13 protein-coding genes are annotated in these 14,252 nt (G+C 47.9%); 6 read left to right on the top strand and 7 right to left on the bottom strand.

Annotated elements, in window-relative coordinates:
- Window positions 1–57 precede the first annotated feature (57 nt).
- From MN210_RS00725 to MN210_RS00740, 4 genes are all read left to right on the top strand, one after another.
- Complete coding sequence (locus MN210_RS00725) at window positions 58–1,767, top strand: UDP-N-acetylmuramoyl-L-alanyl-D-glutamate--2,6-diaminopimelate ligase (RefSeq protein WP_338412384.1); 1,710 nt, start codon at window positions 58–60, stop codon at window positions 1,765–1,767.
- Between the two features lie 57 nt (window positions 1,768–1,824).
- On the top strand, window positions 1,825–3,342 hold the full coding sequence (locus MN210_RS00730) for a UDP-N-acetylmuramoyl-tripeptide--D-alanyl-D-alanine ligase (RefSeq protein WP_241878908.1): 1,518 nt from the start codon (window positions 1,825–1,827) through the stop codon (window positions 3,340–3,342).
- A 315-nt stretch (window positions 3,343–3,657) separates the two neighbouring features.
- Window positions 3,658–4,779, top strand: a complete 1,122-nt coding sequence (gene mraY / locus MN210_RS00735) for a phospho-N-acetylmuramoyl-pentapeptide-transferase (RefSeq protein WP_011959433.1) — start codon at window positions 3,658–3,660, stop codon at window positions 4,777–4,779.
- 175 nt (window positions 4,780–4,954) lie between these two features.
- Complete coding sequence (locus tag MN210_RS00740) at window positions 4,955–5,917, top strand: putative RNA methyltransferase (protein WP_241878909.1); 963 nt, start codon at window positions 4,955–4,957, stop codon at window positions 5,915–5,917.
- Window positions 5,918–6,017: 100 nt separating this feature from the next.
- Here the strand turns inward: MN210_RS00740 and xerD are convergent, their stop codons facing one another.
- The 6 genes from xerD to MN210_RS00770 all read right to left on the bottom strand — a co-directional run bounded on the left by xerD (window position 6,018) and on the right by MN210_RS00770 (window position 11,091).
- Window positions 6,018–6,956 (bottom strand): site-specific tyrosine recombinase XerD, encoded by a 939-nt coding sequence (gene xerD / locus MN210_RS00745; protein WP_110815932.1) that lies wholly within the window; start codon window positions 6,954–6,956, stop codon window positions 6,018–6,020.
- 40 nt (window positions 6,957–6,996) lie between these two features.
- The gene (tusA, locus tag MN210_RS00750; protein WP_110815933.1) at window positions 6,997–7,290 is read right to left on the bottom strand and encodes a sulfurtransferase TusA; all 294 of its coding nucleotides are present in this window, start codon (window positions 7,288–7,290) and stop codon (window positions 6,997–6,999) included.
- A 53-nt stretch (window positions 7,291–7,343) separates the two neighbouring features.
- Window positions 7,344–7,829: a hypothetical protein gene (locus MN210_RS00755; RefSeq protein WP_338412385.1), complete on the bottom strand. Its 486-nt coding sequence runs from the start codon at window positions 7,827–7,829 to the stop codon at window positions 7,344–7,346.
- An 89-nt stretch (window positions 7,830–7,918) separates the two neighbouring features.
- On the bottom strand, window positions 7,919–8,452 hold the full coding sequence (gene ruvX, locus MN210_RS00760; protein ID WP_338412854.1) for a Holliday junction resolvase RuvX: 534 nt from the start codon (window positions 8,450–8,452) through the stop codon (window positions 7,919–7,921).
- 137 nt (window positions 8,453–8,589) lie between these two features.
- A complete protein-coding gene (locus tag MN210_RS00765; RefSeq protein ID WP_011959440.1) occupies window positions 8,590–9,156 on the bottom strand; it encodes a YqgE/AlgH family protein in 567 nt (188 codons plus the stop codon).
- A 123-nt stretch (window positions 9,157–9,279) separates the two neighbouring features.
- Complete coding sequence (locus MN210_RS00770) at window positions 9,280–11,091, bottom strand: DNA repair protein RecN (RefSeq protein WP_011959441.1); 1,812 nt, start codon at window positions 11,089–11,091, stop codon at window positions 9,280–9,282.
- Window positions 11,092–11,739: 648 nt separating this feature from the next.
- Between MN210_RS00770 and MN210_RS00775 the strand changes: the two genes are divergently transcribed.
- Entirely contained in the window at window positions 11,740–12,072 is a 333-nt protein-coding gene (locus tag MN210_RS00775; protein ID WP_011959442.1) for a pyrimidine/purine nucleoside phosphorylase, read from the top strand.
- A gap of 202 nt (window positions 12,073–12,274) precedes the next feature.
- Window positions 12,275–13,060, top strand: coding sequence for a 23S rRNA (guanosine(2251)-2'-O)-methyltransferase RlmB (gene rlmB / locus MN210_RS00780; RefSeq protein WP_338412386.1), 786 nt, complete (start codon window positions 12,275–12,277; stop codon window positions 13,058–13,060).
- A 103-nt stretch (window positions 13,061–13,163) separates the two neighbouring features.
- On the opposite strand, the gene coaE is transcribed toward rlmB, so the two are convergent.
- Window positions 13,164–13,871 (bottom strand): dephospho-CoA kinase, encoded by a 708-nt coding sequence (gene coaE / locus MN210_RS00785; RefSeq protein ID WP_083757352.1) that lies wholly within the window; start codon window positions 13,869–13,871, stop codon window positions 13,164–13,166.
- Window positions 13,872–14,252 lie beyond the last annotated feature (381 nt).

Consider the following 14,252-nt stretch of genomic DNA (forward strand, 5'->3'; position numbering starts at 1 on the left):
TAGGCCACCGTTAGCGCTTTGGTCAATAAACACAAGTAAATTATAAGGCCCTCTAGGATGACACATACCCAACCTGCTCCTCACTTACGCTCTATAGTTCACGCCGCCGTCAAGATATTACCGCAGCATCAGTCCACCTTGCAGCTACTGAGCGTACCGGCAGTGCTTGATGTGCCTTTCTCAAAGTTTGCGCTCGATAGCCGTCAGTTGGCAAAGCGTGATGCGTCGTCCGCACCGGCAGCCTTTGTGTTATTAAAAAGTCAGACTCAGCCTTTGCAAAAAAGCCAGCAGTATGTCCAAACTGCCTTACCGCAAGCGGCATTTATCATTAGTGAGATTGACCCACAGCAGTTAGGCTTAGAGGGATTAAATAAACCAAGCGACTCAAGTCCAGACTGTCCTATTTTATTTGTGCCCGCTATCCGTGATGTACTGGGCACTTTGATTCAGTTGAGTCTTTTGTCTGATGATGCGCTCTCACAGATCGGTGATGCACAGTCTTTGGCACAAACACTGCCGCAAGTTATCGCTGTGACCGGCACCAATGGCAAAACCACCATTAGTCAGTTAATGGCTCAGTTGTGCCAGTTTTCAGAGGTCGCTCAATTACAAAACAGTGCAGTGATGGGTACCGCGGGTAACGGTCGTCTAGACAGTCTCGTACAGGCCAGCCATACCACAGGCGATGCGCTAGCGGTACAAGGCTTCTTACGTAAGATGGGTGATGAAGGGGTGGATTTATTAGCCCTAGAGGCCAGCTCACATGGTCTCGATCAGCAGCGCTTGCAAGGCGTACCAGTCACGGTGGCACTGTATACCAACTTAAGCCGTGACCATTTAGACTATCACCCAGATATGCAAGATTATGCCCAAGCCAAGGCACGCTTATTTGATAAAGCTTATTTTCCACAGTTAACACATGCTGTGATTAATGCAGATGATGAGTTTGCGCCGCTGATGATTGAGACAGCGCAAAACTCAGGGGTTAGTGTCTGGTTGTACAGCTTACAGGGCGATTTTATCGAAAAAAGCGATCTGCAACGTGATGCCTACTTTATCGCCAAAACCATTGAGCCAAGCTTAGATGGGGTGAAAATTGAGGCCGCAACCAGCTTTGGGCCATTGACGTTGCACAGCCCCTTATTAGGCCGCTTTAACGTGGCCAACCTATTGGCAGCTGTCGCCGGAGCGATCGCGTTAGGTATCGAGCCTGAGAGCATCCCCGCCTTAGTCGAACAGCTGCATGGTGCCAGTGGCCGTATGCAGCGTGTGAGCTTAGATGAGCAAGGCTCACAGCCTGAGCAAGGGGTGTTTATTGTCGATTATGCGCACACGCCGGATGCGTTAACCCAAGTGCTGACCAGTTTAAAATCGCATTGCAGCGGTAACTTATGGGCCATCTTTGGCTGCGGCGGTGACCGCGATAAAGGTAAGCGCCCTCTCATGGCGCAGGCGGGCTTGGCCACTGCCGATAAAGTGGTATTAACCTCTGACAATCCGCGCAGTGAAGATCCGCAAATGATCTTGCAGGACATGCAGCAAGGGATGAGTGATGAGCAGCATGCCAAAACCACAGTCATTGCCGATCGAAAACAGGCCATCGAGTATGCCGTAGAGCACGCTGCCGCAGATGATATCGTGGTCATTGCTGGTAAAGGGCATGAGACTTATCAAGAAATCAAAGGCGTGCGTTATGACTTCGATGACCGCTTAGTGCTACAGCAGGCATTAATTGCGGCGCACAGTTCAGAGACCTCAAGCCGCTAACCTTATCACCTTCATATTTTATATCCTGACCCATTAAATTAACGAGACGCAATCATCATGAGCCAACGACACCCCGAGAATGGACTATTTATTTGGACACCTGAGCAGCTACTTGCCGCAACGGCTCAACTAAACGGGGAGTGGATAGGGCTTGAAGCGGCAGATTCATCGAGCTTACGTGCCACTCGTATCATCACCGATACCCGAAAAATCGAAGCAGGTGATATCTTCCTTGCCATTGTCGGTGAGAACTTTGATGGACACAGCTTTGTGGCGAGTGCCGTGGAGAAGGGCGCTATTGCCACTATTGTCAGTCAGCCGCTAGCAGAGGTTAATGTGCCGCAGCTTAAGGTGGATGATACTCGATTGGCTTTTGGTCAAATTGCCGCTTATCGCCGTCAGCAGCATCCTAATTTAAAGGTGATCGCGTTAACCGGCTCTAGTGGCAAGACCACTGTCAAAGAAATGCTGCGTCATATCTTTGCTCAAGTTGAAGCCGCTTCTGCCGATGCGCAAAGCACAACTTTGGTGACCCGAGGTAATCTCAATAACGACTTTGGGGTGCCTATGATGCTGCTAGAATTAGAGCAGCAGCACCGTTATGCAGTGCTTGAGCTGGGCGCTAACCATGTCGGTGAGATTGCTTATACTGCTGCCATGGTCAAGCCAGATGTGGCCTGCATCCTAAATATTGGGACAGCGCATTTGGGAGAGTTTGGTGGCCGTGACAATATCGCCAAGACCAAAGCGGAGATTTATCAGCCGCTGACGCAAGCAAGTACGGCAGTTGTGCCTTGTGATGATGATTATAGCGATCAATTAATGAGCGTCGCCAAGCAGCATACCGATACCGTTATTGGCTTTGGTTGGCATTCGCTTGAGCAGCGGACGGCAAAGCTGCCTGCAGTCTATGCTACTGAGGTTAAAACCACTGCGCTACAAAGCCGCTTCCAATTACACTTTGCTATTGAGGGCAAAGCACCTGCCATGGTATCCGTCCTGCTGCCTATGGCCGGCGAGCACAATGTCAGTAATGCCTTAGCGGCGGCTGCTTGTGCTTACGCCGCTGGCGTGTCGGCTGAATTAATTGCGCAAGGTCTAAACCAAGCCAAATCCAGCAAAGGCCGACTGGGTAGACAGCGCTTGGGTCAACATCACATCATTGATGATACTTACAATGCCAACCCCAATTCTATGCGCGCCGCTGCTGATGTACTGGCGGCTCAAGAAGGCACCAAAATTTTGGTACTGGGTGACATCGGTGAGCTGGGTGATGACGCGGTTAGCGAGCATTATAAATTGGGTGAAGCGATTGCTAACAAAGCGGTGGACTATATGTTGTGTGCCGGTGAGTTTGCCAAAGACACGGTAGCTGGAGCCAGCAGTCAAGGCATGATACAGGCATACGCCTTTGATACCAAAGCTGACTTATTGCCCAAGCTTATTGAGCTGGTTCAGACGCAACAGCAGCAGGGCCAAGTGTGTACCTTATTATTTAAAGGCTCGCGCACCACCACGATGGAAACCTTGATTGACGATTTAACACAAATTAGTACAAGCCCCTCATCTCTATAGGTGGCGGGTAGCTTATAACCAAAAATAGCTTATTTAATACGTCGATTGATTCTAGGCTATGTGCATTTTTGGTGAAAAGTTGGATTAAACCTGTTTTTGTTGGTCATTTTTGCGATAATTTGATTTATTTTTACGATAGCCAAAGTTTATTGTCATAAATGGCGGCTGTTGTCTGGTTTGTTAGTCGTGATTTTTAGTCCCAGTTTCAAATTTGCGATATCGCTTTGGCATAGGCTGCGGCGATGTCATTTTTATTTGTGGTGATTAGGGGCTAAAAACACACATAATTTTTTAAAAATTTATGAGGAGTAGGCGGTGTTATATTGGTTATTTGACAGTTGGTTGAGTCAATTCTATTCACCGTTCTCGGCGGTATCTTCGGTAACCTTGCGTACTTTACTCACCGTTATTACCTCGCTTGCTTTTAGCATCATCTTAGGCCCCCGCACCATCGCTTATCTTCGCAGTGTAAAATATGACCAAGCTGTACGTGATGATGGCCCCAAAACCCACTTAGCAAAAACAGGAACACCCACCATGGGCGGGGTGCTGATCCTAACCTCGATTGGTTTTTCGACCTTATGCTGGGCCAATTTAGCCAACCCCTATGTTTGGATTTTAATGGTGGTCATGGTCATCTTTGGGGCTGTGGGCTGGGCCGATGACTGGTTAAAAATTAAGTATAAAAACCCCAAAGGCCTAATCGCCCGTAAAAAGTATTTTTGGCTGTCAGTGGGTGCGTTATTTGTAGGCAGCTCGCTGTATTATATCGCTAGCCAGCAGCCTGACCCTGCTCAAACCAAAGCCATGGTGGATTTGTTAATTCCCCTATTTAAAAACTGGATAGTGCCTTTATCAGCGCTACCGCTGGGCTTAGGCTTCATCATCTTTACCTATTTTGTGATTAATGGGTCATCAAATGCCGTCAACTTGACGGATGGCTTAGATGGTCTGGCCATTTTACCTGTGGTCTTTGTCGCTGCAGGTCTGGGTGTATTTTCTTATGTATCGGGTGATGTGCGCTTCGCTGATTATTTGCATGTGCCTTATATCGCTTATAACTCTGAGGTGACCATTGTTTGTGCAGCCATGATTGGCTCAGGCCTTGGTTTTTTATGGTACAACGCGCATCCGGCGCAGGTATTTATGGGCGATGTGGGCGCATTGGCACTGGGTGCTATGCTAGGTACCATTGCCGTTATGACCCGCCAAGAGATAGCCTTTGCCATCATGGGCGGTCTATTTGTTGCGGAAGCTTTATCAGTTATTCTACAGGTGGGCTCGTTCAAATTACGCAAAAAACGTGTGTTATTAATGGCGCCACTGCACCATCACTTTGAAGAGCTGGGCTGGAAAGAGACCCAAGTTGTGGTGCGCTTTTGGATTATTGCTATTTTGTTGGTAGTGCTAGGACTGATGACCTTAAAGCTGCGTTAATACAGCAGGTTAATCAGGGCTACTATTCATCATTTATTCAAGCAATAGTTTAAGCAATAATTGAAGCAATAGTCCCATATACAGCAGTTAATAACGGGTGTCATATTGGCACCCGTTTTGTTTTACTTTAAATTGTATCTGGTTACTTTCAGACTTGGTAATAGGATTTTGACTTATGAACTCTCAACCCTCACCACGTTATCAACCGCAGTTTTTGTGTCCTTATTGCCAGTCACCTTTGCTAATCAATGCCAAGACTTGGCTGTGTGATGGCAGTCAAAATGAAAAAGGGACCCGTCATCCCTTTGATGTGGCGCGCCAAGGCTACGTGAATTTATTACCTGTGCAAAATAAAAAATCCAAAGATCCCGGTGATAGCCAACAGTCGATTGACGCTCGCCACCGATTTTTAAACCAAGGCTTTTATCAGCCTTTGCAGCAGCTTATCGCCAGTTTGGTCATGCCCAGCTTAGAAGCTGCAGCGCCACCGGTTCAAGCAAAGGCAAAGACTTGGCTCGATGTGGGCTGCGGAGAGGGCTATTACACCGGTGCTATTGCTGCGGCTCTAGCGGCAACACCAAATAATCACGCTTGCTTGGTAGCACTAGATATCAGCAAACCGGCGGTCGCCACAACGGCCAGAGTCGCCAAACAACACTCTGGGCTGTGGTATCAGGTTGAGGCAGATCGTTTGAGTGCCACTGCTATGTATCCGATGGTGGCCAGTGCCTCGCATTTGCCGCTAGCCGATGCCAGCTTAGATGCCATCAGTACTATTTTTAGCCCGATATTGCCGGAGGAATTTGCGCGTGTCTTAACCTTAGGCGGACGGCTGATTATTGCCAAACCTGATGCTGGGCATTTACAAAGTATGCGCGAGGCCTTGTTTGATGAGGTACGCCCGCATGATTCAGATAAGTTCTTAGAGGAGCTGTTGCCGTACTTTAAAGAAGTGGCAACGCATACTGTGGCGGCTGATTTGATATTAGATGCTCAGGCTTTGGCAGATTTATTAACCATGACCCCGTATTCATATCGGGCACGTGCTGGGAGGCGAGAGGCGTTATTGGCTTCTACTGACCGTCAGCCATTTGAGACTACCGCTCGCTTTGTGGTGTATGAATTGGTAAAAATTTAGGCGGTTATTCAAAGTTAACGCTGGGTCTGTCTAAGCAGTAGGTATCAATTTAAGACGCAGGGGTATAAATCTACCGCTACAGCTTAGCAAACACAATCAACTAGCCTCTGGGATGATGCGCTTCATGAAGCTGCTGCAATCGAGCCGTGGCCACATGGGTATAAATCTGAGTGGTAGATAAGTCACTGTGGCCCAGTAGCAGCTGTACGCTACGTAAGTCAGCACCGTGATTAAGTAAATGCGTGGCAAAAGCGTGCCGCAAGGTATGCGGAGATAAGTCGCTTTGGATACCTGCTTGTTTGGCATATTTTTTTATCATGTACCAAAAGTTCTGGCGGGTCATATAGCCGCCTTGGGTGGTCAAAAACACCGCTTGGCAGTTACCTGATTTTAAATGTGCCACCAGCTCGCCTCGGGCATGAGTCAAATAATCATCCAAGGCGTCACTGGCATACTCACCCAAAGGCACCAAGCGGGTTTTATTGCCTTTACCGGTGATTTGTAGCCAGCCGGCATTTAAATTGACCTGCTCTAAAGATAAGTTCATCAGCTCACTGACCCGAAGCCCGCAAGCATAGAGCACCTCAAGCATGGCCTTATCACGCAGACCAAGGGCGGTACTGGTGTCGGGGGCAGACAGCAGGCTTTCGACATCGTTTTCGGACAAATCCTTGGGCAAAGATCGGCCAATCTTGGGTGTTTTGATACGCTCGCACGGGTTGTCTTCACGGCGCTCATTGCCCACCATCCATAAGTAGAACTGACGCAAGCTTGAGAGCATACGCGCTTGGGTGCGTGGCGTTTTTCCTTGTCTATCTAGCGCCGTTAAACACTGCATCACATCCATGTCTGACCACAGCGTTAGCGCTTTAGAATGGGTGGTCTCGCACAGCTTTAAATCACGCACATAGGCATTACGAGTGCGCGTAGACAGACCACGTGCTAGCATCGCCTGACGAAACTCGGTGATATAAGCGGGCTCATCATCCACCGCAAGGGCTTTGGGCTGTCTGGGTTGTACAGCGCGATCACGACTCATGTTATCTTCTCTACATCTGACTTAATTTGTGTCAACAACATCAGCTTTGCTTTTTTTGTACCACATAGCGATAAAGCGTATCGGTATGTCGCTCAGGGTCGCCGGCTGGATTGTTTGCCTCTGATTGGGAGATTAAGTTATGACCTAGGTGACGACAAAAATTGGGAATATCGCGGGTGGTCGCAGGATCGGTGGCCAAGATTTCAATATAATCGCCAGCTTCAGCCTTACGAACAGTGCGGTGCAACAACATCACTGGCTCTGGACAAATCAGGCCTTGGGTATCTAAGTGGTGCTCAATAGGGTGCTCTGGAGTGGTATCGGCAATACTCATAGTGGGAAACCTTTTATCAGTATATTGTCAAAAAGTAAAAAAAAGGGCGCAATTTACTCGCCTTGTTTGTCCTTAATAAATTTAAAAAAGCGCTTAAATGTGGCCTGAAACCAATAGGCCACCCCAATCCAAGCTGCCATAGCCAGCCACAGCCAGTCTGATAAAGAGAACAGCAGACAAATAATAAGCAGCAAGCTTGCGCCGCCGACGCTGGTCACCAACATGGATGGCTGACTTAAACGATAACGGTAGACCAAAAAAGCCTGATATAAAGTAAACGGAATGGTGAGTCCCACCAGGACATAAGGCAGGTAATGGAACAACCAATACATGTGCTGGCTGCCATGGAACATCTTTAGGCTGGCTAGTGTTCCAAATACCACAAAGGCAAAGATGGCCAAAACAATAACAAAAATAGATAAGCGGTTTATTTTTTGAGCACCGCGCAGCCGCTCAATGGCCAACACCGGAAATCCAGCAACACTGCCATTGGCCGCAGTGGTTGAAGGGGTGGGGTGATGTTTAGTCTCTGTACTCATGGCTGTAGGCTTATAGGTTATTGAGCAATAAAAAAGGGCGAGTTAATGCTAAGGGATCAGTGGGGCTTTCAATGGCACAATCCAATCGCTTAGTCTGCTTTGTAAGTGGCAATGTCTTCGGCGTGATCGGGATTGGCCAAGTAGCTTTGAAGCAGCAGGCAGGCGGAGATATCATCGATGGGGTCACGCTCGTTTTTTATGAGGCCAAGCTCCCATGCCATCTCACGCGCTTCTACTGAGGTCAGACGCTCATCGAATAACTGCACAGGTACATGAATGCGCTGCTCCATTAAGCGATGCGCCAAGCGGCGAGCAAACTTGTGGGCGCGTTTGGCAATCATTGAGCTGCTGCCATCCATATTTAGCGGTAGGCCCACCACCACCCGTCCAATCCTCCAAGTATCAATAATACCCAGTAGGTTGTCCCAGTCAGCAGGTTGGCCATTGTTCATCGCCAAGATATCAAAGGGGCGTGCATCTTGAGTGACGGTGTTGCCAAGCGCCATGCCCATTTTTTTGACCCCATAATCTAGCCCCAAAAGCACGGTTTGTTCTGGGTGAGCAGCAGCATCAGCGGCCACGTCACTATTTGCATTTTCTTTATTTGACGCATCATTTAACATAGGCAAAAATATCGCTTAATCGGTAGGGTGTCTTAATTTCGAGCTTACAGTGCCATCATTGGCTGTGCTTTGATAAAGCATCATTTGGCACAACATAAAAAGTAACAGCGCCGTGGCTTAGGACGGCAAAGACCAAATTAGGCGCGGCCGACCTCGTCGCTTAGAAAATCTAAATGTACCCCGATTTTTTCTGCCGCATGACGCCAGCGCTCTTCGAAGGGTATTTCAAATAATAAGGACAAATCGCCTGGGCTTACCAGCCAGTCGCCTTGGGAAATCTCTTTTTCAAGTTGCCCCTCATGCCAGCTGGCGTGCCCCAAGCACAGATGATAGTGGCCGATACCGGCTGAACCTGCTGCGATATTTTGCAGGATATCTTTGCTGGTGGTGATGCACACGTTTTCTGAAATGGGAAAAGAGGACGCCCATGTGGGTTGGCCGGTATGCAGCACAAAGCCTACCTCAGGGTACACAGGCCCACCATCTAGCGGCGTGTCATACATCACTGAGGTATCTGTGACTTCGATGTCTAGGTTGTCTAACAAATGGCCCACTTGAGTGTCAAAAATGGGACGATTGACCACCAAGCCCAGCACCCCATGCCGGTCGTGACGACAAATATACACCAAACTCTGTGCAAAACGCTCATCGGGCATACTTGGTGCGGCGATTAAAAAATGATGGGTCAAATTATCAAGGGTCATAGATACACAAAGCTCAATATAAAAAAAGGATAATGTCTTAAGGTGGGGTCAAAATGGCACAAAAGCAACGGCTAGCCCCGTGGATAGCTTAAGCAAAAGCCCTTAGCAGATTGAAGGCATGTACTACTCACTGCTGACATCAGCTAAGAGACTGCGCGCATGCTCACGGGTAATTTCAGTAATATTAACCCCACCTGACATGCGTGCCAGCTCATCCACTTGAGCGTCATGGCTAATGATATCAATTTGACTGGTGGTTTGGCCCTCTTTGGTATCATGATGCTTTTGTACCAAGATGTGCTGATGTGCTTGAGCGGCAACTTGAGCCTGGTGGGTAATGGCCAACAGCTGACGGCGGCTGCCCAATTGACGCAGCAGTTCTCCCACTACCTGAGCGGTGCCGCCGCTGATACCCACATCCACCTCATCAAACACCAGCATCGGCTCAGAAAAGTCACTGTGTTGATTTTGAGAGTGCGCAGACTGACCATCTAATGTCTGGTGAGTGGCCAGTAAGACCTGCATCACCAGCGCCATACGTGACAACTCACCCCCTGACGCAATCTTGTATAGAGGCTGCATCGGCATACCCACGTTAGCGCTGAACATCAGCTCAATATCGTGTGCCCCTTGAGCGTTATAATGACTCTCATCTTTTGGGGTAAATACAAACTCACAGCGGGCATTGGGTAGCGCCAGCGGCTGTAATTGAGCCACCAGCTTCTCGCCTATGCTGGGTGCCACTTGTTGACGCGCGGTATCTAACGTCAAAGCGAGGTGTTTAAACTCGGCCCAAGCGTCTTGAATTTGTGCCTCTAGTACCTCAGAGCTTGGCTGATTGACCAAGCCATCAAGCTCTTGCTGCCAGATTTGTGCCTCTTGCACCAAGTTGCTTGCTGGAAGCCCATGTTTGCGTGATAAGCGGTGGCCAAGGCTAATCAAAGCGTTCAGCTCTTCGAGACGCTCAGGGTCCGGCAGCTGCTGCTCAGCATAATCGGTCAATAAGGCGGCGGCCTCACTGACGTGTTGCTGCGCCAAATGTAGCGATTCGCTGGCTTGACTAAACGTGGGGCTGACATCCGACTGATTGTCACATAAGCGGATGGCTTTACCCAGCAGGTCCATGGCATCTGGGTCATCAGAATCATTGTCTAATAATTGCACCGCATGACTGGCTTCAAGCATCAAAGCTTCTAGGTTTGATAGCTCATCATGCTCCGCTTCTACTTGCTCATAATCAACCGCCAATAACGGTGATATATCTGCCAATTGACTGTTTAACAGCTCAATACGGTCATTGCGATGCGCCTCTTTGGCAGCGACCTCTTCAGCTTGGCGTTTTAGCTTCTGATAGGCTCGATATGCGTGTTCAGTTTGTGCCGCTAAGGGCTGAAGACCGGCGATATTATCGAGCCACTGCACCACAAATGCTGGCTTTAATAAAGCTTGCTGAGCGTGCTGACTGTGAATATTAACCAGCATAGCGCCCAGCTCTTTTAATTCGGTTAAGCTGACAGGCACTCCGTTAAGCCAAGCTTTTGAGCGGCCATTGCTGCTTAATTGGCGACGAATTAATATCTCACCGTCAAATTCCCTTTCGTGACGCTCAAACCAGTCTTGTATCAGTGCCACTGTGCCTTTGTCGTTAGAGTTGGCACTGGGTTCGGTATTATTATTGGCACTATCTTTGGCTGTAGTTGAGCGATTTTTTGTAGCCGGTAGCACAAATTCGAACTGAGCATAGATATCAGCATTGTCCTTGCCATGACGTACCATACTGGTGTCTGCTCGGCCGCCAATACATAAGGAGAGCGCATCTAATAATAAGGATTTACCCGCGCCAGTTTCTCCAGTAATAACGTTAAAACCGTCGTATAAGGAGAGCTCATGGTGATTGATTAAGGCAAAGTTTTGCAGTGTCAGCGAAGTTAGCATCAGCAATCTCAAAAATGGGTGTTTGTTATCAAAAAACACTAAAAAAAGGACGAAATTAGTTAGGGTATCGTATATCTATGAAGGTATAAAAGCAAACGGTGCGCAGCTTTTATCGTGACTTTTATATTGCTTTAGATAACCAATTATTTGTTGCTTTTAGGCGCATAAAGTCACACAATCTAAGTCTGATTTAACTTGAATATAAGCAACTTTATAATCGTAAAATAATAGGTCGTGTGCCCGTTATATAAAGGTATTGCTGTAAAAATGCAAGGTAGAAATCTGTTGATAACGGCTGTGAATTGATGCCCATATTGAGGCATGGCTGCTGGTAAAAAAAGGATATGGGTAGGTTAAGAGAGCAGCGCCTGTGTTTAGCCAAAGTACAGTTTTACTATAGGTATTGTGCAAGCGACTGCGATCATAACGTTGAGCGACATAGGACGTAGAGCGAGCAGATAATGGCTAATGACAGTTTGGAATAGCCATTAACTAAAAAACTGATTTGTTGTCACAATTATATTAGCAATATTGTGGTAGGATTGAATAACAAAAAATAGCATCAACAAGAGTAGGGCTGTAAGTTTAGCGATATCTGATTTTTAGCCCATGGTTATCATAAAGTAGATTAAGATTAAGGAAGTCATCATGCCGACGACTTATGACCAGGTTTCTGTCGTAAAGAATGCAACCATCTCTTATGATGGACGCTGTAGTAGCCACACGGTATTATTTGAAGATGGCAGCAAAAAAATGCTGGGCATCATACTACCTTGTGATGAGCATGTCCGTGAGTATGAATTCGCCACCCACACCTCAGAGAGAATGGAGATTACCTCAGGAGAGTGTGAAGTAAAAATCACCGGAGAGGATGAGTTTACTTATTATCGCGCTGGCCAAGCTTTTGTTGTCGCAGGGGACAGCAGCTTTGCGCTACGTACTGAACAAATTGTGCAGTATATTTGTCACCTAGAAGGGTAGGACAAGCGGCTTACCACCCACTTATTGGTATTTGTTTTAAGCATCCTAGGCTGCCACTTAGGGTGCTTTTGTGTCTTCTGGGCTGTTATTTAAGCCACAAAGTCATCGCGTTGTGTCTTATAATAAGCGAGAAACGCAGTCATCAAGTTGCGCCGTATGGCTGCCCTCACCGTTAAAATCCATCGTTTAAAAAGGTTATTTTATGGCAAAGCCCGTCCATTTTTATGGCATTCACGCAATTCACGCTTTGTTGTCGCACCGTCCTACCGACGCCATGGCTTTATTTATTCAGCAAGGCCGTGCTCACAAAGACAGCAGCACTCAGGACGAAGCCGACTCTACTTTTGAAGAGATTTTACAATTGGCTGAGCAGATGGGGGTGAGCATCCAGGAGGCCAGCCGTGATAAGCTGACCGCATTGTGCGGTAGTCCGCAGCACCAAGGTGTGGTACTCAATGCCCGTCCGTTAGCCATGGCCGATGAAGGTGAGATTACAAGTCTTGCTCAATCAGATGATGCCCTATTTTTGGTGTTAGACCAGATTACGGATGCGCATAACCTAGGTGCCTGCTTGCGTACGGCAGCGGCGATGGGTGTTGATGCGGTGATTTGCCCTAAGCACCATTCAGCGAGCCTCACACCAACTGTGGCCAAAGTATCGGTAGGTGCCATGGAAATCATGCCAGTCATCGCTGTGACTAATCTGGCACGCTGTATTGAGAACTTAAAGCAAGCAGGGGTGTTTGTTTATGGTACGGCGCTTGACGCCACCGCTAAGGCTCTGCCAGATGTGGACCTAAAGGGTAAGGTGGCCATCATTATGGGTTCAGAGGGTGAGGGCATGCGCCGCTTGACCACCGAGCGCTGTGATGAGCTGGTGTACATTCCCATGACTGGTAATAAGCATGGCTCACTACAAAGCTTGAATGTCAGTGTGGCCACGGGCATGGTCTTGTATGAAGTGAGCCGTCAGCGTCATCAGCCTTAATATCAGTCTGATTAAGACAGACAACAGCTTAAGAGGCAAAAAGGGCGCGCTTAGCATAAGCGCGCCCTTTGTGTGTCAAGGCACGGGGCTTTATTGCACGAGGCTACATTTTTTTTAGGTTTAAATAGTTGTGATGCAGCGGCAGTAATTGCGCATACAACGCATCTAAGTCGCCATTGTTACACACCACGTCATCGGCCTGCTCGATACGGGCCTCTCGGGTCAATTGATTGGCCATAATGGCTTTGATCTTGTCTATGCTTTGGGTATCTCGGCTGCTGGCACGTTTAAGCTGCGTCTCCTCGGAGGCATCGACCACCAGTACTCTATCACACAAAGACACCAGGCCTGCTTCATAGCTCTCAAGCAGCAAGGGCGCTGACAAGATAACGTATGCCGACTGAGCTTGACTGAGCTGGTTTTTGATTTCTTGACGGATGGCAGGATGGGTGATCGATTCTAAAGTTAGTAGTGCTTTGTTATTGGCAAACACATGCTCGCGAACTGCGCGTCTGTTCATTTCTCCTTGCGCATCAACAACCCACTCTCCTAAGGCCTCTACCAGTGCTTGTAGGGTGGGGCTGCCTTTATGCATAATTTGATGGGCGACCACATCGGCATCTACCACGTCGATGCCCTGAGTGGCGAACCAGTTAGAGACGGCGGTTTTACCACTGCCAATACCGCCGGTTAGACCGATAATGGGCTTGCTGACATAAAAGGTTTCAAATTTTTGTGGCGGGTCAATCACAGGCTCCTCTTGAGCATCATTGATATAAGAGTCCAAAGTGGCGGCGCTGGCGTATGTCATGGCAATACCTTAAAGCGGGTGTTCTATAAGATTGAACGGGGTTGGGATTGTGGCCTAAAGCTTACGCTTGCTATGGCGTATATTTAGCCCCAAGCAGCTATCAAAACCAAAAGCTTAGCGGTGTTATTGAAATCTGCTGCTAAACTTACGAGAAAACAGCTACTAAAATTACGATAAAAGAAGCGGTTAACTCTGGCTTATTGACTCAGGGCTAACTGGCTGATAAAAGTAGCATGTTTTTACGGCAGCTTTGTATTAATTAGTGTACTCAATCTCAACAGGGTGTTAATGGTGACTCTGTGGGGTGTTATCTATAGAGGATGACTAGTGACTGTGTTTTTATCGTTAATCTGCCGATAGCCTTGGGTAGTCACCCAAATG

The organism is Psychrobacter raelei (assembly GCF_022631235.3).
Taxonomy (GTDB): domain Bacteria; phylum Pseudomonadota; class Gammaproteobacteria; order Pseudomonadales; family Moraxellaceae; genus Psychrobacter; species Psychrobacter raelei.

What these genes read in the sequence shown, in the direction of transcription:
- MN210_RS00725 (WP_338412384.1), top strand. Translation starts at nt 58, where the DNA reads ATGACACATACCCAACCTGCTCCTCACTTACGCTCTATAGTTCACGCC.
- MN210_RS00730 (WP_241878908.1), top strand. Translation starts at nt 1,825, where the DNA reads ATGAGCCAACGACACCCCGAGAATGGACTATTTATTTGGACACCTGAG.
- MN210_RS00740 (WP_241878909.1), top strand. Translation starts at nt 4,955, where the DNA reads ATGAACTCTCAACCCTCACCACGTTATCAACCGCAGTTTTTGTGTCCT.
- xerD (WP_110815932.1), bottom strand. Translation starts at nt 6,956, where the DNA reads ATGAGTCGTGATCGCGCTGTACAACCCAGACAGCCCAAAGCCCTTGCG.
- tusA (WP_110815933.1), bottom strand. Translation starts at nt 7,290, where the DNA reads ATGAGTATTGCCGATACCACTCCAGAGCACCCTATTGAGCACCACTTA.
- MN210_RS00755 (WP_338412385.1), bottom strand. Translation starts at nt 7,829, where the DNA reads ATGAGTACAGAGACTAAACATCACCCCACCCCTTCAACCACTGCGGCC.
- ruvX (WP_338412854.1), bottom strand. Translation starts at nt 8,452, where the DNA reads ATGTTAAATGATGCGTCAAATAAAGAAAATGCAAATAGTGACGTGGCC.
- MN210_RS00765 (WP_011959440.1), bottom strand. Translation starts at nt 9,156, where the DNA reads ATGACCCTTGATAATTTGACCCATCATTTTTTAATCGCCGCACCAAGT.
- MN210_RS00770 (WP_011959441.1), bottom strand. Translation starts at nt 11,091, where the DNA reads ATGCTAACTTCGCTGACACTGCAAAACTTTGCCTTAATCAATCACCAT.
- MN210_RS00775 (WP_011959442.1), top strand. Translation starts at nt 11,740, where the DNA reads ATGCCGACGACTTATGACCAGGTTTCTGTCGTAAAGAATGCAACCATC.
- rlmB (WP_338412386.1), top strand. Translation starts at nt 12,275, where the DNA reads ATGGCAAAGCCCGTCCATTTTTATGGCATTCACGCAATTCACGCTTTG.
- coaE (WP_083757352.1), bottom strand. Translation starts at nt 13,871, where the DNA reads ATGACATACGCCAGCGCCGCCACTTTGGACTCTTATATCAATGATGCT.